Raw genomic sequence first — 22,287 nt, 5'->3', positions numbered from 1 at the left:
GTCATCGGCTGGTTTGGAATGAACGTGGGCAGTTGCTTGAAGAGCAGTTGCCGGATGGCGGAGTCAAGCGCTATCGCTATGACGATCTTGGGCGGCAGATTGCGCGGGAAGATGAACACGGCGCGCTCACGCAATTTGAGTGGAACCACGCTGGGCGATTAGTCCAAATCGTCTTGCCGAGCGGTGATACACGTAAATATACCTACAACGCATACGGAAAAATCACCTCCGAACGCGATGAGCTCGGCCACGTCACCCGCTACGAATACGCCGACGGCCTGCACCTGATCAGCCGGCGCATCAACGCTGATGGCACTCAGGTCAAATACCGCTACGACAACGTCAGGTTGTTGCTGACAGAGATTGAAAACGAGGCTGGCGAACGCTACCGACTCCAGTATCACGCCAATGGCCTGATCCAACAGGAAACCGGGTTTGACGGGCAGCGCACGGCCTACCTCTACGACCTCAACGGCAACCTGCAAGAAAAGACCGAACACGGTGACGACGGTAGTCAGTTAATCACCCGCTACGAGCGCGACCATGCCGGACGCCTCGTAAGAAAAACCCTGCCCAACGGCAACAAGGTCGATTACGGCTACGACCGTCAGGGCAACCTCCTAAGCGTCGAAGACGGCCACTGGGCCCTGGCCTACGAGTACGACAGCCAAAGCCGCCTCCTCGCCGAACACCAGGGCTGGGGCACTCTGCGTTACGGCTATGACGCCTGCGGACAGCTGAACAACCTACGCCTGCCGGACAACAACCGGGTTGCGTTCAACCACACCAAAGGCGGCCAACTCGAGAAGGTCGAGGTAAATGGTCAACCGCTCACCGCCCATCTATTCGACGCAGGTCGAGAACACCAAAGAGGCCAAGGAAAGCTACTCAGCAGTTATCAGTACGACGCCCAGGGACACCTGTTCAACCACGGCCTGTGCGATATCGAAGGGGCTATTTATCGGCGCCAGTACCACTACGACACATCCGGCAACCTCACCCGCCTGCTCGACACCCGCAAAGGTGAACACCACTACCACTACGATCCACTCGGCCGCCTGACCCGCGCCGACCACTCCCAAGACGTGCAGGAACGCTTCGGCCACGACCCGGCTGGCAACGTTCTCATCCAAGACCGCCCCGGTCCGGACATCGTGGCGGGTAATCGCCTGATGATCCAAGGCGACCATCATTACGACTATGACGCCTTCGGCAACCTCATCCGCGAACGACGCGGCAAAGGCCATCAACTCGTCACCGAATACCGCTACGACTGCCAGCATCGTCTGATCGGCATTAAAAAACCCAACGGCCAGACCGCCAGCTATCGCTACGACCCGTTTGGCCGTCGCATCAGCAAAACCGTGGATGACGTGACCACCGAGTTCTTCTGGCAGGGCGACAAACTCATCGCCGAACACCACGCGGAGCGCCATCGCAGCTATCTCTACGAACCCGACAGCTTCCGGCCGTTGGCGATGCTGGAAGGCTTCGGCCCGAAGGAAATCAAGCCCTACCATTACCAACTCGACCACCTCGGCACCCCACAGGAACTCACCGCATCCGATGGTCAAATCGTCTGGTCCGCCCATTACCGCGCCTACGGCGAAATCAGCCGCCTCGACATAGGAAAAATCGACAACCCGCTGCGCTTCCAAGGCCAATACTTCGACCATGAAAGCGGACTGCACTACAACCGTCATCGCTACTACAATCCGGATATTGGTCGCTACCTGACGACGGACCCGGTGAAATTGGCGGGGGGGATCAATGCGTACCAGTACGCTACCAACCCGACGGGTTGGATTGACCCTTTGGGCTTAAGTAATTGCCCAGAGGGAGGCACATGCAAATCGCAAGCTCGAATAGAAGAGCCATCAGACAACATCTCCGCAACGAGAGGTGAACCCAGTCCCCCTTCTGTATCAACGCGTCCAACAGAGTTTGCCAACGAGCAAAAACTCAACGAGCATTACGAAAAGCACGGGGCTGAATTTCGAGTAGGAAATAGTCACGAATATTTACTCGCTGCACGTCATGTCGTAAGCAATGGTACGCCTGTGCAATATTTGTACAGGGACACACCAACGACCGGCTATGTTTTACTTATGGGAACAAATAGGACAGGGCAGGCCAAATTTGCGTTTGCAGGATCGAATAAAAATGGCCATATAACCACTCTGCATACCAAAAGCGGAAAAGACTTCTGGAGGATAATAAATGGCGACCCCTCTGACAAAACCATCAGGCCTTACAGCAAATAACTATAAGAAAGTGCGCGTTTTAGCACTCAATGATCAGATAGACGAAGACATTACTCTGCTCATAGAGGGGACGGTCATAAATTGCTTTATAAGTTACTGCCCCTATCAAATAGAAGTTGGGAAATTCTATGAGGTGGAGCTGACCATAAACGTTGCTGACGACTACGTAATTGAGCGTGTAGAGTCGAGCGGCGTGTTGGCCGAAAAGATAGATCCTGGCTATTCCTACATCCTTTACGGCGAACTCTGTGACGAGAGATTTCTCACCTTCACATCGCTGAGCGACGAAGGCATACATTATGACCATCCAGAGCTGAATGGGAATTTTGTTAAATTAACGGTCGAGAGAATCGACGCCAGCTTTCACTGAAAAGCTTAAAATCGAGCAGTCGTTTACATGGCAGGAGCTTGCTGTCTATGACCCCCATAGCCAGCCCCAATTCGCCCCTCCCACCGACCCCACCTAAACTCTCTCCATGCTATTTCAACGGACAGAGGATTCACCATCATGGGCAAACGTCACCCCAATCTTCCCGCCTGGCAATGGCGTAACTACCCGCAGAACCATCAACACCCGACCAACTTGGCGTTGCACCTGATTGCCGTACCGCTGTTCATCATCGGGTTTCTGTTGATCGTGTCCGGGGTTTTCAGCCTGAGCTTGGCCAGTTTTGCCGTGGGTGTGGTCGGGATCCTGGCCGGCTTGGCGTTGCAGCGTCATGGCCATAGCCTGGAAGCCCAGGCCAGTGAGCCGTTCAGTGACCGTAAAGATGCGGTGCAGCGTCTGGTGGTCGAGCAGTTCGTGACTTTTCCGCGCTTTGTACTAAGCGGCGGCTGGTGGCGCGCCTGGCGGCAGCGCCACCGGCATTGAGGTCAGGCGAAGACCACTACGGTCTGGCGGCTGATGGCGATCAACTCGCCGGTCGGGCTCCAGAGGGCGGCAGCGGCATGGCCGTAGCCGTCGCGGGCGTGTTCGATGTTGACGTAATACTGGCACCAGTCGAGGGTCGTCAGGTTTTGCAAGGGCTGGATGAATTCGATGGTCCAGGTCAGGGTGCTGCCGGGCGCCGGCTTTTTCAGGTGCGGCAGCAGGGCTGGGGGCCAGGCGTCGACTAAGGCAAGGATGTGCGCTTCTGTCAGTGGCTCTTCTTTGACATCTCCGCGTAAGCGTACCCAACCGCCCATGTCGCGGGATTTATTGCCGGTGAAGGGTAAGCCGCCGACGCTCCAGCGCATCGCCAGGTGGCGCATGAATTCGGGGGTGACGCCCTTGATGTAGGGCAGTTCCTGGCATTCATCCCAATGTTTGAACACCGGCGGCGCTTCGCTTTCAACCGCGATTTCCGACTCACGGGACGCACCGAAACTGGCCTGTACCAGTGTCGCCACTTCACCGTTCTGCACCACACGGCCAAGCAATTGGCTGACGGCCTTGCCTTCGCGCAACACTTCGACTTGATAACTGGCAGGAACGTCTGGCGCTACAGGGCCGACGAAGGTGATGGCCAGCGACCGTAGCGGACGCTCGGCCGGCACCTGGGCGCGCAGGGCCTCGTATTGCAAGGCAGCCACCAGGCCACCAAAGGTCGCGCGGCCCTGGGCCCATTCGGCGGGGATGGTGACATCCAGCGGGTTGCTGCGGGCGGCGTCGAGCAAATCACTAAAGCGCATGGCAGTCTCACATCAAAAGGAACAGATGGGGGATCTTAACCATCGGGCCAGCCAGGTACAGCGCCTATTCCGGCCAAAAGCCGGACCGGTTCAGAAACAATCAGCGCTGAGTTTGTCCAGCACGCGGTCCGCCTGCCCTTCAGCCTTGGCCATGGTGCGATGCCACACCGCAACGCAAGGTTGCAGATCCGCTTGATGCTCAGCCTGGGCCAGCCATTGCCAGCAATCATGCCAATCGCCTAACGCGCCCTGGGCTTTTTTCAGGCGCGACATCGCGTTGGCAGGCAACTTGTTCAATTCAGGATAGGCCTCAGCGGCGTAGCGCACGCGCTTGATCAACAACCGCAGACGGTGGCGATCATGGTCGGGGTCCTTTAAAGCTTCATCGAGCCTCTGCCATTGCTTGGCCAGGCGTTTTTCGATGCGCGAGCGCAGGCCTTTGAGCAATTTCTGGTGTTCAGAGGCACGGATAAACCGCGGGAAAGCATCCAGAATCAGCAGTAGATGCGCGAGTTCCGGGCTTTGTGACACCTGGCGATAGGCATCAGGTTGCAGCCGCAGTCGGCGGTTGGCCGCCTCGTGATGTCCATGCTGATGCAAATACGCCGCCAGCACCTCACGGTCGCGTAGCGGCGTCGTCAGTTGGCCGACAGTACTGGCGGCCAACTCAAGCTGTTCCACACCCGGCAGCCCGCGCAAAGGGCGCAACAAGCTGCGCAGACGACGCACGGTGGTGCGCAGATCATGCAGGGCTTCATCGTCGGTGACGGCGGCGAGGCGAGCCTGGCAGCTCAGTAACCCTACTTCCAGGCCAATGACCTGAGCGACTAACTGATCGACCAAAGCTGACATCCTGCCCTCACTGTCTGATGAGAAATCCTACTCGCTGCTGCAGGTCAACGCCCGGCGCGAGACTCACGAATATAGAACCGCGCTTTCTCGGCCTTGTTGGAGCAGCCTTCAAACGCTTCAAATTGTTGCTGGGTCTTGGCGCCCGTCAGCAGCGACAAGGCTTTAGAGTAGCTCACGGTGCCAGCAAAGCCTTCAGCCTTGGCCAGATCCAGCTCTTTCCAGGCAGCGTCCAATTGGCTGCCGCAGCTGTCGCGGTACGCGGTCTTCCCGGCACAACCGGCCAGGGCCAGCATGATCACAGGTACACACATCCAGGCTTTCATTGATGACACCTCAAAAAGAAAAAACAGTCGTACGTTGTAGACGTTGCCTACATGAAAAAGTGCCTGTCCTTAGCCTGAAATCGATAGTACCTACAGACCAGAGCATACCCGAGCACCGTGGCTATTCTGGAAAAATATCGCCGGCCGCCCGCGAAGATTGAAGCCGCCCCCTTAATGGGTGCATTGTGGGACCCTGCCTTGGGGAGGACATGGACCATGAAGAAACGTGTTGCCTTGGTGCTGGGCTCCGGTGGGGCTCGGGGTTACGCGCACATCGGAGTGATTGAAGAGATCGAACGGCGTGGCTATGACATCGCTTGTATTGCCGGCTGCTCCATGGGCGCCGTGGTAGGCGGGATCTACGCCGCCGGCAAGCTGGATGATTATCGCAACTGGATTGAAAGCCTCGATTACCTCGACGTGCTGCGTCTGGTGGACGTGAGTTTCCGCCTGGGGGCGATTCGCGGCGAGAAAGTCTTCGGCCAAATCCGTAAGATCGTCGGCGAGATCAATATCGAAGAGCTGCGTATCCCCTACACCGCCGTCGCCACCGACCTGACCAACCAGCAGGAAATCTGGTTCCAGGAAGGCTGCCTGCATCAGGCCATGCGCGCCTCGGCGGCGATTCCCAGCCTGTTCACCCCGGTGATGCAAGGCAACCGCATGCTGGTCGACGGTGGCCTGCTCAACCCGCTGCCCATCGTGCCGGTGGTGTCGAGCCATTGCGATTTGATCATCGCGGTCAACCTCAACGCCACCAACCAGAAGCACTACCAGTTGCCAGTGATCCAGCGCCCGCCGGCCTTCAAGAGTCGCTTCAACAACCTGGCCAAGTCACTCGGCTCGCACCTGCCGTTTCGCCGCAAGCAGGCCGAACAATTAATGAAATTGGAGCAGGAAGCCTTGGAGGCCCAGGCAGCGGAGATCAATCCGTGGCTGGAGTCGGCCGAGCCGGAATCCCAACAACCCGCCGCCGCACCGGAAAAGCCGGGGGCACCGAAGTCCGCGACCGGCTCATTCATCATCGATAACGTCGGCCCAGCGTCGCTGCTGGACCTGATCAACCAGAGCTTCGAGGTGATGCAGACGTCCTTGGCGCAGTACAAGATTGCCGGTTACCCGCCCGACGTGCTGATCAACGTGCCGAAGCGGGTGTGCCGGTTTTTCGAGTTCTACAAAGCGCCGGAGCTGATCGCACTCGGGCGGGAAATCGCCAGTGATACGTTGGACCGCTATGAAAGTGAGCAGAGCTGACGGCGGTCATGCACTCAACAACCGATACCCCACTCCCGCCTCGGTCACGATAAACCGCGGCTGGGTCGGATCATCTGCCAGTTTCTGCCGCAGGTGGCCCACGACGATACGCAGGTAGTGGCTGTCCTCGGTATGAGTCGGCCCCCAGATATCCTTGAGCAGTTGCTGCTGGGTAATCACCCGCCCCGGATGCCGCGCCAGCTGCGCCAGCACCGCGTACTCCTTGCGGGTCAGCGCCACTTCGGCACCGTCCAGCAGCACCCGACGATAAGCCAGGTCCACCGTCAGCGGGCCAAAACGCAAGGCCGCTTCCTGGGCTTCGCCCGCCGGCGCCTGGCGCAACAACGCGCGCACCCGAGCGAGAAACTCCTGGATACCGAAGGGTTTGGTCACGTAGTCATTCGCCCCACCATCGAGGGCTTCCACTTTCTGCACTTCGCTCGCGCGTACTGACAGCACCAGCACCGGCACTGTCGACCACTCACGAAACTCACGCAGCACTTGCTGGCCGTCCATGTCCGGCAGGCCAAGGTCTAGCACCAGCAAATCCGGCTTGCTCAATGCCGCCTGGGCAAGGCCTTCGTTGCCGGTGCCGGCCTCGATCACTTTGTAACCCTGGGAGGCCAGGCTGATGCGCAGGAATTTGCGGATCTGCGGTTCGTCATCAATGACCAAAATCGTCGAGGTCTGGCTCATGGTGTCCCATCAAAATCCGTGAAAACAACTCATTGTAGGAGCGAGCTTGCTCGCGAAAAACTCAAAGGCACCGCGTGCATTCAGGATGCCATCTTTATCGTTAACGACCTTCGCGAGCAAGCTCGCTCCTACAGGTTTTGCTCCAGGCCAGGCTGTGTCGGCAACGGCAGGAACAAGGTGATGCAGGTGCCACGCCCGTCGATACCGTCGGCCACACTGATATGCCCGCCGTGGGCGCCGACCATACCCTGGCAGATCGCCAGGCCCAGGCCCGTGCCCTGCCCGCCGCGATCACCTCGGGCGGCGGTGTAGAACATGTCGAAGATCTTTGCCCGCTCGTCTTCCGGAATGCCCGGTCCCTCGTCGGCCACGGCGAAAAACAGCTGGTTGTCCACAACGCCGGCGCTCAGTCGCAAACGGCCTTGCGGCGGTGAGAAACGTGCGGCGTTTTCCAGCACATTGACCAACGCTTGCTCGATCAACGCGGCATGCACGTACAACAACGGCAACTCGGGCGGCACATCGGTGCTCACCTGCAACGGCGCCAGAACCGCACGCAGACGGCCGAGGGCGCTGCCAACGATATCGCCCGGCGACACCCAGTCCCGTGCCAGTTTCAACGCGCCATGACCGAGGCGTGTCATGTCGAGCAGGTTCTGGATATAACGGTCCAGACGCTCAGCTTCATCGCGGGTGCCTTCCAGCAACTCGCGGCGATCCTCCAGCGGTATGGCTTCACCCAGCGCCAACAGGCTGTCGATACTGCCGCGCATGGACGTCAGCGGCGTGCGCAAATCGTGGGACACCGAGGCCAGCAAAGCACTGCGCAGTTGCTCGGTTTCGCCGTGCAATCGAGCGGACTCCAGCTCCTGGGCCAGTTGCGCACGCGCCAAAGCCTGGGCCAACGGTTGGCTCAAGGCCGTGAGCAATCGACGGCGTTGTCCGCTCAACTCCAGGCCGGGTTTTGGACTGACGCCCAGCAACCCCAGCGGGCCCTCTTCGCCCGACAACGGCCACCACCACCAACGCCCGAACGGCAAGGTACCGGTGCCCATGCCCGCCGGCTGGTCGTGCTGCCAGGCCCAATCGGCAGCGGCGCGTTCGGCTTCGGTAAGCGTCAGCGGGCCACCGGTCTCGATCGTCCAACCACCCTGCCCATCACGATTGACCAGGCACAAGTCCAGGTCGCTCCAACCTTCCAAATGATGCGCAGCCGCGCTGACCACCGCCTGGCGATCGGTGGCAGCGGTGAGTTTGCGCGACAGGTCGAGCAGTTCGCTGGTTTCTTCCTGGGTATCGCGCAACGCTTGCAGCTGCCGGCGTTGACGTGCGGCCAGGTTGCCGGTCAACGCCGCCATCAACAGGAAGAACAACAGGGTCAGCACGTCTTCTTCGCGCTGGATGGCGAAGGAAAAATTTGGCGGGATAAACAGAAAGTCATAGGTCAGGAACGACAACGCCGCGCACACCAAGGATGGCCCCAGGCTGCTGCGCACCGCCACCAGCAACACGGCGGCGAGAAACACCAGCGAGATATTCGGCAGCGGCAAGACGCTGGACACCGCCCACGCCACCGCAGCCGCCACCACCGTCGCCACCACCGCCAGCGCATAATCGAACCACACCAACCCACGTACATCCGGCAAGCGTGGTGGCGCCGGGATGTCGTCGCTGTCGAGGACGTTGATTTCCAGGCCGCGCGCATTGCGCAATAACCGCGCAGCCAGGCCACCGCCAAACAAGCGACGCCGCCAACGCATCCGCGACTGTCCCACCAGCAACAGGCTGGCGCGACGTTCAGCGGCATGCTGGATCAGTGTCTTGGCCACCTCCCCCGCCCGCAGCAGCACTACCTCCCCGCCGAGACGCTCGGCCAGTTGCTGGGCGTTCTGCAAACGCAACCGGGACTGCTCATCGCGCGCACGGCCGTTATCGATATGCACCAGGCTCCACGGCAAATGCCGACGCTGGGCAACGCGGCTGGCATGCCGCACCAGCCGCTCGGCCTGCGCATCGCCATCCACGCCCACCAACAAGCGACCACGCACCGCCGGCGCGGCCTGGCCGAGCTGGCGGTAGCCCTGGGCCAAATCATCATCGACGTGGGCGGCGGCGGTTTGCATCGCCAACTCGCGCAAGGCCATGAGGTTGGTCTGGGTGAAAAACGCATCGATGGCCGCGCGGGCCTGCTCCGGCACATAGACCTTGCCGTCACGCAGGCGCTCCAGCAGCTCGCGGGACGGCAGGTCGATCAGCAGCAGTTCGTCAGCTTCTTGCAACACCCAATCCGGCAGGGTTTCGCGCACCTGCACACCCGTGATGCCACGCACCTGGTCGTTGAGGCTTTCCAGATGCTGGACGTTGACCGTGGTGAACACGTTGATGCCCGCAGCGAGCAGTTCCTGAATGTCTTGCCAGCGCTTTTCATGACGACTGCCGGGGGCATTACTGTGGGCCAGCTCGTCCACCAGCACCAGCTTGGGCTTGGCGGCGAGCAGGCCGTCGAGGTCCATTTCTTCAAGCATCACGCCACGGTATTCGCTGCGCAGCAAAGGTTGTTGCGGCAGGCCACTGAGCAAAGCTTCGGTCTCGGCGCGGCCGTGGGTCTCGACCACACCGGCAATCAGCCGCACGCCTTGGCGCAACTGGGTGTGCGCAGCCTGGAGCATGGCGTAGGTCTTGCCCACACCCGGCGCGGCACCGAGGAAGACTTTGAGCCGGCCACGGCCGTCCCGGGGCAGATCGGCTAACAGGGCATCGGCGCGGCCGGAGTCGCTCATGCGGGCAGTGTCCTTCAGGTATTGATCGGGTTACAGCTTTTCCAGCGCCATGTTCAGCGCCAGCACGTTCACCACCGGCGGGCCCACCAATGGGCTTTCGATGTGCTCATCGAGCAAGCGCTGCAAGGTCGACACCGGCACATTCCGCGCCGCCGCCACTCGCGCCAGTTGATAGGCAATCGCCTGTGGGGGCAAGTGTGGATCAAGACCGCTGCCAGAGGTAGTCAGCGATGCCAGAGGTACGGGCCCTTGGCTGGGCACCAGTTGCTTGTTGGCGTCATCGAAGATGCGTGTCGCCAGCGCCGGGTTGCTGGGGCCAAGGTTGCTGGCACTGCTGGAAACCGTCGCGAAAGCGCCGGCCGAGGGGCGCGGGTGGAACCAGCTGTCGCCGGTAAAATCCTGGGCGATCAGGCTGGAACCACGCACTTTGCCGCTGTCGTCGCGCACCAGGCTGCCATTGGCCTGGTCCGGGAAGGCGACTTGGGCGACGCCAGTTACCACCAATGGGTAGGCAACGCCGGTGATCAGTGTCATGAGCACCAAAAGGCTCAGGGCCGGGCGGATCATGTTGGACATTTCGGATTCCTCAATTCGGTCATTGCAACCTGTGGGCACCCATCTGGCACCCACAGGATTCGGGTCAAACCAGGTGCAACGCAGTCAACAGCATGTCGATCGCCTTGATGCCCACGAATGGCACCAGGATCCCGCCCAGCCCGTAGATCAGCAGGTTACGGCGCAGCAACGCCGCCGCACTCGCCGCTTGCACACGCACACCGCGCAGCGCCAACGGAATCAGCACCACGATGATCAATGCGTTGAACACAATGGCCGAGAGAATCGCGCTCTGTGGGCTCTGCAGGTGCATCACGTTGAGCACGCCCAGTTGCGGATAGATCGAGGCGAACAGCGCGGGCAAGATCGCGAAGTACTTGGCCACGTCGTTGGCGATGGAGAAGGTGGTCAGCGCGCCACGGGTCACCAGCAATTCTTTGCCGATCTGCACCACGTCCAGCAGCTTGGTCGGGTCGCTGTCGAGGTCGACCATGTTGGCGGCCTCGCGGGCGGCCTGGGTGCCGTCATTCATGGCCATGCCGACGTCCGCCTGGGCCAGCGCCGGAGCATCGTTGGCTCCGTCGCCGCACATTGCCACCAGACGGCCGTCGTTTTGTTCATGACGGATGCGTGCGAGTTTTTTCTCTGGCGTGGCTTCGGCCAGTACGTCGTCAACGCCCGCTTCGGCGGCAATTGCAGCAGCAGTCAGCGGGTTGTCGCCGGTGACCATCACGGTGCGAATCCCCAGTTTGCGCAGCTCGGCAAAACGCTCGCGGATACCCGGCTTGACCACGTCCTTCAGGTGGATCGCGCCGAGCAACTTGCCGTCGGCACACACCAGCAACGGGGTGCCGCCGCTCTGGGCGATCTTGTCGATTTCCCGCGACAGCGCAGGCTGCAAGTCGCGACGTTGTTGACCGATGAAGGCCAACAGCGAATCCACCGCGCCTTTACGGAACACGCGACCCTGGTAGTCGACACCGGACAAGCGGGTTTCAGCACTGAACGGCACAGCCGTAAGTTCGTCTGCGCTCGGTTCGGCTTGAGGGTGCAAGGCGCGCAGGTATTCGACGATGGATTTGCCTTCCGCCGTGTCATCCGCCAGCGAGGCAAACAGCGCACCTTCGGCCACTTCCTTGCCACTGACGCCAGGCGCCGCGACCACTGCCGCACAGCGACGGTTACCGAAGGTGATGGTGCCGGTCTTGTCCAACAGCAACACGTGCACGTCACCCGCCGCTTCCACGGCACGGCCGGACTTGGCGATCACGTTAAGCCGCACCAGGCGGTCCATGCCGGCGATGCCGATGGCCGACAGCAAGCCACCGATGGTTGTAGGAATCAGCGTGACCAGCAGTGCGACCAGAAACACCAGGGGCAAGCTGCCATTGGCGAAGTGGGCGAAGGGTTGCAGGGTCACCACCACCAACAAGAAGATCAGGGTCAAGCCGATCAGCAGGATATCCAGCGCGACTTCGTTGGGGGTTTTCTGGCGCTTGGCGCCTTCGACCAGCGCGATCATGCGGTCGAGGGTGGACTCACCGGGGTTGGCGGTGATGCGGATCAACAGCCAGTCCGACACCAGGCGGGTGTTGCCGGTGACGGCCGAACGGTCGCCACCAGACTCGCGGATCACCGGTGCGGATTCGCCGGTGATCGCCGCTTCGTTGACCGCCGCGATCCCTTCGATGACTTCGCCGTCACCGGGGATCATTTCCCCGGCGGCCACGCGCACCACATCGCCTTTGCGCAGGCTGGTGGCCGGCACGACCTTGAAGCTGCCATCGGCCTCCTTGCGGCGTGCGCTCAGGCCTTCACTGCCAGCCTTGAGGCTGTCGGCACGGGCCTTGCCACGCCCTTCGGCCAAGGCTTCGGCGAAGTTGGCGAACAGCACGGTGAACCACAGCCACACGGCGATCTGCACGGCGACATAGGTCGGCACCGTGGTGTCGGGTACAAAGCACAGCACGGTGGTGAGGATGGCCGTCAACTCGACCACCAGCATCACCGGCGAGCGTTGCAGTTGACGCGGATCCAGCTTGACGAACGCCTGGACCAGCGCCGGGCGCCACAGGGCGGAGATGGCGGTTTTGGCGGGCTCCTGGGTTTGCACTGGAGCCGCATTTTTTGCAGGCATATTCATTTTCATATCCCCTTAGAAGCCCATGCTCAAGTGTTCAGCAATTGGGCCCAGTGCCAGCGTCGGCAGGAAGGTCAGGCCGCCCACCAGCAAGATGGTCACGGTCAACAGGGTCACGAACAGCGGGCCATGGGTTGGGAAGCTGTTCTGGCCAATCGGTGCGGTCTTCTTCATCGCCAGGTTGCCGGCCAGGGCCAGTACCGGGAGGATGTAGCCGAAGCGGCCGATCAACATGCCCAGGCCCAACATCAAGTTGTGAAACGGCGTGTTGGCACTGAAGCCGCCGAACGCCGAGCCGTTGTTGGCACTGGCCGAGGTGTAGGCATAAAGCAACTGGCTGAAACCATGAGGGCCAGGGTTACTGATGGCGCCGGCCGGACCTGGCAGGCTCGCGGCAATGGCGCCGAGCACCAGCACGCCCACCGGCATGACCAGCAAGGTCACCACCAGCAATTGCACTTCCTTGGCCTGCAGTTTCTTGCCCAGGTATTCCGGCGTGCGACCAATCATCAGGCCGGCGAGGAACACCGCGATCAGCACGTTGAGCAACATGCCGTACATACCTGCGCCGACGCCCCCAAAGATCACTTCGCCGACCATCATGTTGACCAGCGCAACCATTCCGCTAAGGGGGCTGAGGCTGTCCTGCATGCCGTTGACCGAACCGTTGGACGCCGCCGTCGTGGTCACCGACCACAGCACCGTACCGGTGGTGCCAAAGCGTGCTTCCTTGCCTTCCAGCGGCGCGGTTTGCTCCACGGCGGGATTGTTCAGGGTCGGGTTGGGCTGGTATTCGGCCCACAGCGAGGTCGCGCCGCCAATCAGGAACAGAGCCAGCATGCAGCCAAGGATCGCGCGGCTTTGGCGCAGGTCCTTCACGTAGTGGCCGAAGGTGAACACCAGCGCCACCGGGATCAGGATGATTGCCGCCAGCTCGAACAGATTGGCCCAGGCAGTCGGGTCTTCAAACGGATGCGCCGAGTTGACGCCGAAGAAGCCACCGCCGTTGGTGCCCAATTGCTTGATCGCAATCTGGCTGGCCGCCGGGCCCAGGGGGATCACTTGATCCACACCTTGCATCGTCACAGCATCAACGTAGTGAGCGAAGGTTTGCGGTACGCCCTGCCACACCAGGAACAACGCCAGCACCAGGCACAGCGGCAGCAGGCCATAGAGGGTGGCGCGGGTCATATCGACCCAGAAGTTGCCCAAGGTCTTGGTGGATTTGCGACCGATCCCACGGCACAACGCGACGAGGACTGCCAGACCGGTGGCGGCACTGACGAAGTTCTGCACGGTCAGGCCCGCCATCTGGCTGAGGTAGCTCAGGGATGCCTCACCGCTGTAGGACTGCCAGTTGGTGTTGGTCATGAAACTGACCGCCGTATTGAAGGCCAGGGTCCATTCCTGACCCGGCAATTTCTGCGGGTTCAGTGGGAGGTAGTCCTGAAACAGCAGGATCGCGAACAACAGCAAAAAGCCTGCGAGGTTGAACGCAAGCAAGGCCAGCATGTACTTCTGCCAGCTTTGTTCTTGATGCTCGTCCACGCCCGACAGGCGATAACAGGCGCGTTCTACCGGGCCGAATACCGGCGTGAGCCAGGTGCGCTGCCCTTCCATCACCTTGTAATAGAACCGCCCCAGGAACGGGGCCGGCACCAGCACCACCGCAAAGAAGGCAATGATCAGCCAATAGTCATAACTGTGCATGGCCCGCTCCTAGTTCCGATCCGCGCGTAACAGCGCAACCAGCAGATAAATGAACAGCGCCACGGCCAATAGCAGTGACACCCCGTCCAGAACGCTCATGGAAGTCTCTCCGTTTAGCGGCGAGTGCCGCGTGTGGGGCAATTGTCGGCAGGAGTGGCGTAAAGGAACGAGAGCGAGGGAGCAGGCAGGGCGTAAAGACGGCGTAAAGAGTGGGTTTATGCGGGGTTTACAGGGGGGTTTTTGTTGAATGGGAGGGCCTCATCGCGGGCAAGCCCGGCTCCCACACTTTGATCACCGCTCGCCATGACAACTCGGTCGAGTGTGGGAGCGGGCTTGCCCGCGAAGGCGCCAGCTCAGTCAACACAGCACCTATCTGGTGCAAAGCGGGCAAATTTCAAACGCCAAACCGTTCCCGTGGCGACAGTTGCGCAGCTTTACGACAATCATTCCCATCCTGGCATGTCCGCTGCAACACCTTGAATCATTCCAACCGGTTCAGGGAGAGCAACACAATGAACACACAACTCAAACCCACTTTGGGCACCCTGCATTTATGGGGCATCGCCGTCGGGCTGGTGATTTCCGGCGAATACTTCGGCTGGAGTTATGGCTGGGGTGTGGCCGGGACGCTGGGCTTCTTGGTGACCTCGTTGATGGTCGCCGCGATGTACACCTGTTTCATCTTCAGTTTCACCGAGCTGACCACGGCTATTCCTCACGCAGGAGGCCCGTTTGCCTACAGCCGTCGCGCCTTCGGTGAGAAAGGTGGCCTGATCGCCGGGCTTGCGACCTTGATCGAATTCGTCTTCGCACCGCCTGCGATCGCATTGGCCATCGGCGCCTATCTGAATGTGCAGTTTCCCGCGCTGGACCCAAAACACGCAGCCGTTGGGGCCTATGTCGTGTTCATGGGCCTGAACATCCTCGGCGTGAAACTCGCCGCCACCTTTGAATTGGTGGTGTGCGTGCTCGCCGTCGCCGAACTGCTGGTGTTCATGGGCGTCGTCGCACCTGCGTTCAGCTTCAGCAACTTCGCCCTGAACGGCTGGGCCGGCTCGGACACCTTTGGCGCACCCGCGATTGCTGGCATGTTTGCTGCGATCCCTTTCGCGATCTGGTTCTTCCTCGCCATTGAAGGCGCGGCCATGGCGGCTGAAGAAGCGAAAGATCCGAAGCGCACCATTCCAAAAGCCTACATCAGCGGCATCCTGACCCTGGTGATCCTGGCCATGGGCGTGATGTTCTTTGCCGGCGGCGTGGGCGACTGGCGCACCCTGTCCAACATCAACGATCCCCTGCCACAAGCTATGAAAACCGTGGTGGGTGACAGCTCTGGCTGGCTGCACATGCTGGTGTGGATCGGCCTGTTTGGCCTGGTAGCCAGTTTCCACGGCATCATTCTCGGCTACTCGCGGCAGTTCTTCGCCCTGGCACGCGCCGGCTACCTGCCGTCTTTCCTCGCCAAACTGTCGCGTTTTCAGACACCACACCGGGCAATTATCGCCGGGGGCGTGGTCGGCATCGCGGCGATCTACAGCGACGGCCTGATCAACCTGGGCGGCATGACACTGACCGCAGCGATGATCACCATGGCGGTGTTCGGCGCCATCGTGATGTACATCATGAGCATGCTCAGCCTGTTCAAACTGCGTAAGAGCGAACCGCTGCTGGAGCGTACCTTCCGCGCACCGGGTTACCCTATCGTGCCGGGCATTGCGCTGGTACTGGCGGTGGTGTGCCTGGTAGCCATGGCCTGGTTCAACGCGCTGATCGGGCTGATCTTCCTGGGCTTCATGGCGGTGGGGTTTGCCTACTTCCAGATGACTGCGCAAGACCGGGCCGATGCACCGGCAGATGCGATGTTGACCGGGCTCTGATCTACTGAGAGGCAGAACGGGCCTACACTGAACTAGTAAGAAAGCCCGTCACTCAAAGCAGTTATTCCCGTGGGAAAGTTCTCCCACGGCAATCTGCCTCAAGGAGAGCCTTATGCCGTGGTATGCGTGGTTGATTATGGTAGTTGCGATCGGGTCGATCGTCGGTGGGCTGATGATGCTGCGTGACAGCGCCAACAAAGTCGAACTCACCGACGAACAACGCAAGCGTGTTGCCGAACGCAACGCCCAGGCGGATGCCAAGGACGCGCAGGATCGCTGAACCCTGGGTTATTCCCAAGCCGCCTTGGCAATATGCAACCCGTGCTGCCCCTTGTAGGCAGCACGTTCCGGCTGGCGCCAGCCGTTCAGCAACTCATCCTCCAGTTTGTAGATCTCAACCCCCAGCGGACGGCACACCGTCAGCGGATCCTGCGCCTGCGGCCCCCACATCGGCAGCGACAGATCTCCGCCGGGGCACGTCGACAACGCGCACAACAAATCAATCTCGGCAAAGAACTCCAGGTAGTCGCCCTTCTGCGCCGGACAGGCCTTCATGAAATACATATCGTCGTGATTGAGGCCGGTGCACTGAAAAATATTCAACACGTCATGCACGTCGAATTCTGTCAGACCGTGGGGTAAAACCGCGCGGGTCAGATTCGAATGGCAATGGTGATGGAAGTCTTCGCCGGTCAGCATGCGGTTCACATAGGGATCGCAACGCGTGCCGAGTAAGTCATGCAAGCGCCCGCCGTGTTCGTCGATGCCGTAGCTCGCCAGGCTATCGTCGGTGATCGTCACCAAAGGCCGTAGGAATGGCAGGTTCGACCATAACCGGTCATGAGTGCTGACATGCGCACCCTGCAATTGGCGTGTACGCGCTGCCCACAGACGTTCGCGAGGGTCGTTGGCGTTCCACACATTGAAGTCACCCACCTGCGGGCCGACCGGTGTAGTCACGCGGAACACGTGGCCGGCCGGCACCTTCCATGCCCTGCCCGTACGAATAGGCACCTCAAACTGCTCAATCAAACTGCGTTGATCTTTTCGGTCACGAATGCGTTCGTAAAACGCGGTGTCGACCTGCAACGCGGAACCTTTACTGACCTGATAAGCGGCCGGGTAGTCTTTGTACATGGTGCAGATCCTCGATCAGGGCTGGTTAAACAAGGCCAGTGACAGGCGTTCCGAATCATCCAGGTACAAGCTCATCGCCTCCCCTGCCGACGGTTTATCCTGCTGGGCCAATAATGTGAAAATCTCCCGGTCGCGCTCCAACCATGGCGATTGAAAACGCTGCTCATCAGGCGCAGCGCAAAACACCAGACGCAGCTGAGCGATGACCTGGGCAAAAAACTCATCGAACAAGGGGCTGCGTATCAACCCGACGATCTGCTGGTGAAACACCAGGCTGTGGGTGGCGACCGCGCGCCAGTCTTCGCGCTCACGGGCCAAAGTGGTGGCGTCGATTGCGTTTTGCATGTGTTCGGATTGGGTTTCTGTGAGGGGACCGCTTTGGGCGATGGCCTGCAGTTCCAAGGTACGACGGACGACAAACAAATCGCGCACCTCCTCTCGTTGCAGACGACGGACCATTACCCCTTTGTTGCGCACATAACGCGTCAGCCCTTCCTGGCCCAGGCGATGCAACGCTTCGCGAATAGTATTGCGTGATGCGTTGTAAGCCTTCACCAGTTCTACCTCGACCAACGGCATCCCCGGCAACAACCGCCCGCCGATGATGTCGGCGCGAAGCTCCAGGGCAATCTGGTCGGCTAAAGACAAACTGAGCGTCATGGGCACCTCATGATTGTTGAACAATCTACGACGTAGAGGTAATCACGTTTCATGCCAATGTGCATGCGTGTAAAAAGACTCAAGTTGGTTAAACTGCCAGCCTGTAACCGAGGCGGTCCTATGCGTTATTCATCCGATCATAAAGCCCAGACCCACCAGCGCATCATCAAAGAGGCTTCCGTACGCTTTCGACGCGACGGTATCGGCGCGACTGGCTTACAGCCGTTGATGAAGGCGCTGAACCTGACGCATGGCGGGTTTTATGCCCACTTCAAATCCAAGGATGAGTTGGTGGAGAAGGCGCTGCAGGCGGCTGCGGCAGAACTGGATACCCATTGCGAGATGCTGTTCAGCCAGGAGCGGCCGCTGGAGGCGTTTATTGATAGCTACCTGTCGGAGTGGCACCTGACGTCCCCGGACCAAGGCTGTCCGCTGCCAACCATGTCATCCGAACTGGGCCTGAGGGGCCAGCACAGTGCAACGACGGACGCAGTACTCGACGCACGGCTAAAGCAGATTGAAACGGCTTTAACGAATGGACGGGCGGATGCGCAAAGTCTGGTAATGATGTCGACGCTGGTGGGAGCGTTGGTGCTGGCCAGGAGTGTCGCAGATCCGGCATTGGCCAGAACGATCATGGACGTGGTGCGGGAGAGCTTGAAAACCCAGGTTTCAGAGGATGAAAAAGCCGGTCAGTGACCGGCTTTCCCGGCTGATTTAATTGATCGTCAGCCTCTCGCGGTTCTTCTCCAGCAATGCCTTGCCTACCCCCTTCACTTCCAACAACTCATCTACCGCCGTGAACGGCCCATTGCTTTCGCGGTAGGCAACGATCGCCTTGGCCTTGGCGGCACCGATGCCGAAGAGATCACGGCGCAGGGTTTCGGCATCGGCGGCATTCAGGTTGACCTTGGCGGATTGTTCGGCCTTGGACATCTGAGTGGCAATAGGCGTTGGCGCTTCGGGCTTGATGGAAGGGGCTGCGGTGGTGGTGACGGAGAGGCTGGTGAGGAAGGCGAAGATCAGGGAAGAAAGGTAGGTAGTTTGCATTGTGACGTTCCATGATGATGAGAGAAAGCAGCTTTTCCGAAGCTGCCTCCCAAACTTAGGTGATATCAGGGAACTGTCAAAAATGCGTTCATTGCAGAATATTAAATATAACGGCAGTGTGACTTTTCGCGCTTACACCCAGTAACACTGCAGCAGTACTACTCAGGCAGCACTGTGCTCCAATTCACCCGCACGAAACTTAATGGCCAACATTATCAAGGGCGCATAAGCCACTGCTAATACCGTGGCACCGTCCAAATCGTAAAACATCAGACACAGTGCAGCGGGTAGCAGCCAGAAGACGTTGATTATTCCTACAGCCAGCGTGATAGGTAAATGCTTGCCAAATTGGCGCGACGCAAACTGATAGGCATGGCTGCGGTGCGCTTCGTAAACTTTGTCACCTCGTATCAGACGGCGTAGCAACGTAAACGTAGCATCTACAATAAATACGCCAAGCAGTATCAGCCATGCCCAAAACATCGTTGGCGAAACCCACGCAGCCTGAAGCGACAATACGCCCAACACAATGCCAAGAAACCCACTCCCCGCATCGCCCATAAAAATCTTGGCTGGCGGAAAGTTCCAGAACAGAAACCCTGCAGCGCAACAGGCCAGCGTAACTAACGACCAACCTTCAACCGGGGTACCGTTGACCCAATACAAGAGAAAACCGCTCAAGCAAACTGTTATAGCTTCAACGCCGGCGATCCCATCGATGCCGTCCATGAAGTTATAAAGGTTGAGCATCCAAACCAGATAGATGATCGCGAAAACATAGCCAACCCAGCGGACGTTAACACTCAAGCCGAACACACTTATACTTGGCAAGCCTCCGAGCCATACCACCGCCCACCCCGCAGCTGCGAAGTGGGCTAACAATCGCCAGCGTGCAGCTATATGCCCATGGTCATCCAGAAATCCGACGACCGCGGTCAATACGCCGGCGCCTATGAGCGCATAAAACAAAGGCGCAGCTATAAGGCCACCCGCAAACACTCCAATCAAGGCCACCAGATAGCTCAGCACAATTGCAACGCCACCTCCCCTCGGCGTAGGAATGGAATGGGAGCTACGCCCATTGGGAACATCGAGCATCTTTCGCGACAATGCATAGCGACGCAGGGCTGCCGTTAGAAAAAAAGAAAGTCCGGCCAATGCCGGAATCAGCCACCAAAAGCTCATTATCCAAAAAACTCCAAACCAAAATTTGCTATTGGTGCTGATGACCGCTTGGCCTGTTGCACGATTCGGGAAGTGGCAATTTAGTCTCTGCTTGAATCAAGGACCGCCAGCATTTCTAGACGGCGCATGTGAATCAGATCAACTATCTGGCACTCGGGAACATAACCACTCACGGTGCTGCCGAGCAATTCGCGGACCCGGATATAGTTATCCGAATGGACAGCATCGAGGAGCGCCGAAAGTGCGGATTTTAACTGCTCCCAAGGTAAATGCTCCTCGTCGGCCCGCATAATCATCGAGTGCTCGGTCGGCGTCACGTTGTCCCCAATCAACAATTCCTCATACAGTTTTTCACCACGACGCAGCCCTGTGAACTCGATCGCGATGTCTCCGCTGGGCTTCTCGGGGCTGCGCAATGACAAGCCGGAAAGATGCACCATCTTCTCCGCCAGGTCCGCGATTTTTACCGGTTGCCCCATGTCGAGAACAAATACATCACCGCCCTGCCCCAGCGAGCCCGCCTGAATGACCAACTGCGCAGCTTCTGGAATGGTCATGAAATAGCGGGTCATGTTTGGATGAGTGACCGTTATCGGCCCCCCACTCCTGATTTGCTCTCGAAACAGCGGAATGACTGAGCCCGATGAGCCCAGCACATTGCCAAAACGGACCATGGTAAAACGCGTCTTGTTGATGCAAGGCTTTACGAAGTGCTCACCAAACAGCAGCGGCTGGGGCTCGCGACTCAGCGCCTGTAAAGTCATCTCTGCCAGTCGTTTAGTGCACCCCATGACGTTAGTCGGTCGCACTGCCTTGTCTGTGGAAATCAATACAAAGTGTTCCACCCCTGCTTGCACCGCAGCCTGAGCGGTGAGCAGCGTGCCCAAGACATTATTCAACACCCCCTCACCGACGTTATGCTCAACGATGGGGACGTGCTTATAGGCGGCTGCGTGATAAACCGTATTGACCTTCCAAGTACGCATTACGTCCAGAAGACGTTCGCTGTTGCGAATCGAGCCTAGGATCGGTACCAATTCCAGGTTTAATCCTTTGTCCTGAATCAACTTTTCCAGTTCGATCTGGATGCTGTAAAGATTGAACTCGCTGTGCTCGAAAAGAATCAACGCCGTTGGCTTACTGGTGAGAATCTGCCTGCATAATTCTGACCCGATGGAGCCACCAGCGCCCGTCACAAGCACAACGTGATCGCGTATGCAGCGTTCGAATAAAGCCTGCTGCGCAGCAACCGGATCGCGGCCGAGCAGATCGACAATGTCGACTTCCTGAAGGTCGCTGACACTGACCCGACCATTGGCCAGATCCATGAACCCCGGAATCGTGCGCACATGTACCGGATAGCGTTCAAGCGCAGCAAGCACTTCACGGCGCCGGGCGCGCGAAGCCGATGGGATGGCCAATAGGATTTCGGTAGCACCTGTTTCCTCAATCATCTGTTCGATATCAGAAAAAGGGTAAACCTTGAGGCCAGCAATTACCCGACGCGCAATACTTTGGTCGTCGTCAATAATCGCAACTGGCCGCATTGACTTGTCCGACCGCAGTGCTGCGACTAACTGGTTGCCTGCCGCGCCACCACCATAGACAGCGACCTTGGTGGCGTCATCGTCCTGACGTAAAAAAGGTACATGCTGACCGGCGAGTAGCCAGTCGCCGAGGAAATACTGGCGCATGAACAGCCGTAATCCGCCGATCATCAACAAGCTGAGCCACCAGTAGTTGATAATCAATGACCGTGGGACCAATACATCCGGCCGGTATAAATACACATAGACCGTTAATACCAGCGATGACAACGCCACAGCCTTGAAGATGCTGACCAACGCTTCGTTACCAAAGTAACGCATCACCGCGCGGTACAGGCCAAACCGGATAAAAATTGGAACGGAAATGATCGGCGCGGCGATGAATAACCAAGCGTAGTCACCGAACGGGTTGATGGGTTGCTCAATGCCCAATCTCACGACAAACGCGAGCCACAGCGCCACCCACACCAAAACCACATCGACCATCAACTGCATGACACGCTTGTAACTGCGCGGCAAACTTAATAAACGCTCACGCATTGTTCGAGATCCTTTCGCTCGACTGTCAGATTGCCTACCTCCCTTC

21 protein-coding genes are annotated in these 22,287 nt (G+C 59.1%); 7 read left to right on the top strand and 14 right to left on the bottom strand.

Annotated elements, in window-relative coordinates; translation table 11 throughout:
* The 3 genes from HX868_RS16215 to HX868_RS16205 all read left to right on the top strand — a co-directional run.
* A partial coding sequence (locus tag HX868_RS16215) for an RHS repeat-associated core domain-containing protein (protein ID WP_177003546.1) occupies positions 1-2,264 on the top strand: 2,264 nt, incomplete at its 5' end.
* On the top strand, positions 2,221-2,634 hold the full coding sequence (locus HX868_RS16210; RefSeq protein WP_177003545.1) for a hypothetical protein: 414 nt from the start codon (positions 2,221-2,223) through the stop codon (positions 2,632-2,634). The genes HX868_RS16215 and HX868_RS16210, both read left to right, overlap by 44 nt.
* A 138-nt stretch (positions 2,635-2,772) precedes the next feature.
* A complete protein-coding gene (locus HX868_RS16205; protein WP_010566540.1) occupies positions 2,773-3,135 on the top strand; it encodes an Mpo1-like protein in 363 nt (120 codons plus the stop codon).
* 2 nt (positions 3,136-3,137) lie between these two features.
* Here HX868_RS16205 and HX868_RS16200 read toward each other — a convergent pair whose 3' ends face one another.
* From HX868_RS16200 to HX868_RS16190, 3 genes are all read right to left on the bottom strand, one after another.
* Entirely contained in the window at positions 3,138-3,935 is a 798-nt protein-coding gene (locus HX868_RS16200; protein WP_177003544.1) for an acyl-CoA thioesterase, read from the bottom strand.
* Between the two features lie 90 nt (positions 3,936-4,025).
* On the bottom strand, positions 4,026-4,787 hold the full coding sequence (locus HX868_RS16195) for a CHAD domain-containing protein (RefSeq protein ID WP_177003543.1): 762 nt from the start codon (positions 4,785-4,787) through the stop codon (positions 4,026-4,028).
* Between the two features lie 44 nt (positions 4,788-4,831).
* A complete protein-coding gene (locus HX868_RS16190; protein ID WP_003172685.1) occupies positions 4,832-5,110 on the bottom strand; it encodes a hypothetical protein in 279 nt (92 codons plus the stop codon).
* 216 nt (positions 5,111-5,326) lie between these two features.
* Here HX868_RS16190 and HX868_RS16185 point away from each other — a divergent pair, with 216 nt between their 5' ends.
* Positions 5,327-6,364: a patatin-like phospholipase family protein gene (locus tag HX868_RS16185; RefSeq protein WP_038844524.1), complete on the top strand. Its 1,038-nt coding sequence runs from the start codon at positions 5,327-5,329 to the stop codon at positions 6,362-6,364.
* 6 nt (positions 6,365-6,370) lie between these two features.
* On the opposite strand, the gene HX868_RS16180 is transcribed toward HX868_RS16185, so the two are convergent.
* The 6 genes from HX868_RS16180 to kdpF all read right to left on the bottom strand — a co-directional run bounded on the left by HX868_RS16180 (position 6,371) and on the right by kdpF (position 14,344).
* Positions 6,371-7,060, bottom strand: coding sequence for a response regulator (locus HX868_RS16180; protein WP_177003542.1), 690 nt, complete (start codon positions 7,058-7,060; stop codon positions 6,371-6,373).
* Between the two features lie 128 nt (positions 7,061-7,188).
* A complete protein-coding gene (locus HX868_RS16175; protein WP_177003541.1) occupies positions 7,189-9,840 on the bottom strand; it encodes a sensor histidine kinase in 2,652 nt (883 codons plus the stop codon).
* Between the two features lie 30 nt (positions 9,841-9,870).
* Complete coding sequence (kdpC, locus tag HX868_RS16170) at positions 9,871-10,416, bottom strand: potassium-transporting ATPase subunit KdpC (protein ID WP_038844521.1); 546 nt, start codon at positions 10,414-10,416, stop codon at positions 9,871-9,873.
* A gap of 64 nt (positions 10,417-10,480) precedes the next feature.
* The gene (gene kdpB / locus HX868_RS16165; RefSeq protein WP_177003540.1) at positions 10,481-12,538 is read right to left on the bottom strand and encodes a potassium-transporting ATPase subunit KdpB; all 2,058 of its coding nucleotides are present in this window, start codon (positions 12,536-12,538) and stop codon (positions 10,481-10,483) included.
* A gap of 12 nt (positions 12,539-12,550) precedes the next feature.
* Complete coding sequence (gene kdpA, locus HX868_RS16160) at positions 12,551-14,245, bottom strand: potassium-transporting ATPase subunit KdpA (RefSeq protein ID WP_177003539.1); 1,695 nt, start codon at positions 14,243-14,245, stop codon at positions 12,551-12,553.
* Between the two features lie 9 nt (positions 14,246-14,254).
* The gene (gene kdpF / locus HX868_RS16155; RefSeq protein WP_003218754.1) at positions 14,255-14,344 is read right to left on the bottom strand and encodes a K(+)-transporting ATPase subunit F; all 90 of its coding nucleotides are present in this window, start codon (positions 14,342-14,344) and stop codon (positions 14,255-14,257) included.
* A 413-nt stretch (positions 14,345-14,757) separates the two neighbouring features.
* Between kdpF and eat the strand changes: the two genes are divergently transcribed.
* The gene (gene eat, locus HX868_RS16150) at positions 14,758-16,122 is read left to right on the top strand and encodes an ethanolamine permease (RefSeq protein ID WP_177003538.1); all 1,365 of its coding nucleotides are present in this window, start codon (positions 14,758-14,760) and stop codon (positions 16,120-16,122) included.
* Between the two features lie 112 nt (positions 16,123-16,234).
* A complete protein-coding gene (locus HX868_RS16145; RefSeq protein WP_003172675.1) occupies positions 16,235-16,402 on the top strand; it encodes a DUF2897 family protein in 168 nt (55 codons plus the stop codon).
* Between the two features lie 8 nt (positions 16,403-16,410).
* Here HX868_RS16145 and HX868_RS16140 read toward each other — a convergent pair whose 3' ends face one another.
* Both HX868_RS16140 and HX868_RS16135 read right to left on the bottom strand, forming a co-directional pair.
* The gene (locus HX868_RS16140; protein ID WP_177003537.1) at positions 16,411-17,259 is read right to left on the bottom strand and encodes an urea carboxylase-associated family protein; all 849 of its coding nucleotides are present in this window, start codon (positions 17,257-17,259) and stop codon (positions 16,411-16,413) included.
* A gap of 15 nt (positions 17,260-17,274) precedes the next feature.
* Positions 17,275-17,919, bottom strand: coding sequence for a GntR family transcriptional regulator (locus HX868_RS16135; RefSeq protein WP_095015247.1), 645 nt, complete (start codon positions 17,917-17,919; stop codon positions 17,275-17,277).
* Positions 17,920-18,039: 120 nt separating this feature from the next.
* On the opposite strand from HX868_RS16135, the gene HX868_RS16130 reads away from it, so the two are divergent.
* The gene (locus HX868_RS16130; RefSeq protein WP_177003536.1) at positions 18,040-18,618 is read left to right on the top strand and encodes a TetR/AcrR family transcriptional regulator; all 579 of its coding nucleotides are present in this window, start codon (positions 18,040-18,042) and stop codon (positions 18,616-18,618) included.
* An 18-nt stretch (positions 18,619-18,636) separates the two neighbouring features.
* Here the strand turns inward: HX868_RS16130 and HX868_RS16125 are convergent, their stop codons facing one another.
* The 3 genes from HX868_RS16125 to HX868_RS16115 form a co-directional block, all read right to left on the bottom strand.
* Positions 18,637-18,969 (bottom strand): ComEA family DNA-binding protein, encoded by a 333-nt coding sequence (locus HX868_RS16125; protein WP_177003535.1) that lies wholly within the window; start codon positions 18,967-18,969, stop codon positions 18,637-18,639.
* A gap of 162 nt (positions 18,970-19,131) precedes the next feature.
* The gene (locus HX868_RS16120) at positions 19,132-20,154 is read right to left on the bottom strand and encodes an MraY family glycosyltransferase (RefSeq protein ID WP_177003534.1); all 1,023 of its coding nucleotides are present in this window, start codon (positions 20,152-20,154) and stop codon (positions 19,132-19,134) included.
* 80 nt (positions 20,155-20,234) lie between these two features.
* The gene (locus HX868_RS16115; protein ID WP_177003533.1) at positions 20,235-22,241 is read right to left on the bottom strand and encodes a polysaccharide biosynthesis protein; all 2,007 of its coding nucleotides are present in this window, start codon (positions 22,239-22,241) and stop codon (positions 20,235-20,237) included.
* Between the last annotated feature and the right edge of the window lie 46 nt (positions 22,242-22,287).

This window comes from Pseudomonas reactans (assembly GCF_013385825.1).
In the GTDB taxonomy this organism is placed as follows: Bacteria; Pseudomonadota; Gammaproteobacteria; order Pseudomonadales; family Pseudomonadaceae; genus Aquipseudomonas; species Aquipseudomonas reactans.
The sequence above is the reverse complement of the archived record's forward strand: the minus strand, read 5'-3'. Positions and strand labels throughout refer to the sequence as shown.